We start from the raw sequence: 686 nt of genomic DNA, 5'->3' as shown, positions 1-686 counted from the left end.
ATCGGCACGAGCCTGCTGGTCTCGATGCTGGAGCAACTGCGCGAACGCAAGCGCCTGCTCTCGTCCCTGGTCGCGTTCGGCACCCGCCGTACGACCCTGAGCTGGTCGGTCCTGTGGCAGACGGCGGTCCCGGTGGCCCTGGGCCTCACGCTGGCGACCGGGGTGGGCCTGGGCCTGGGAGCGGTCCTGCTCCGCATGGTGGGCCACCCGATCCACATCGACTGGCCGTCGGTGGCGGGGATGGTGGGGATCGGGGGCGGCGTGGTGATCCTGGTGACGGCACTGTCGCTGCCGCCGCTGTGGAGGCTGATGCGGCCGGATGGGCTGCGGACGGAGTAGCGGCCGGGCGGGGGCCCGGGACGCTGCCGCAGCCCACGGCCCCCGCGCCCCTATCCGGCCCGGACTTTGCCCGCGGCCCGGTGGCGGGTTGCTCGCGCAGTTCCCCGCGCCCCTATTCGGCCCGGACTTTGCCCGCGGCCCGGTGGTGGGTTGCTCGCGCGGTTCCCCGCGCCCCTATCCGGCCCGGACTTTACCTGCGGGCCCGGTGGGGGCTTGTCGCGCGGTTCCCCGCGCCCCTAAACCCTCTGGATCTGCGGACCCTGGGTGGTTCTCGCGCAGTTCCCCGCGCCCCTCAGGTATCTCCGGGCGCAGGCACATCCAGCCCCTCCGGCGTTTGAGGAGCGGGG

1 protein-coding gene is annotated in these 686 nt (G+C 73.9%); it reads left to right on the top strand.

Annotation, left to right across the window (positions count from 1 at the left end):
- On the top strand, positions 1-339 hold a 339-nt coding region (locus tag A8W25_RS22875; protein ID WP_324616288.1), incomplete at its 5' end, for an FtsX-like permease family protein.
- Positions 340-686 lie beyond the last annotated feature (347 nt).

The organism is Streptomyces sp. ERV7, from assembly GCF_001653515.1.
Lineage (GTDB): Bacteria > Actinomycetota > Actinomycetes > Streptomycetales > Streptomycetaceae > Streptomyces.
This window is presented reverse-complemented; position numbering and strand designations above follow the sequence as displayed.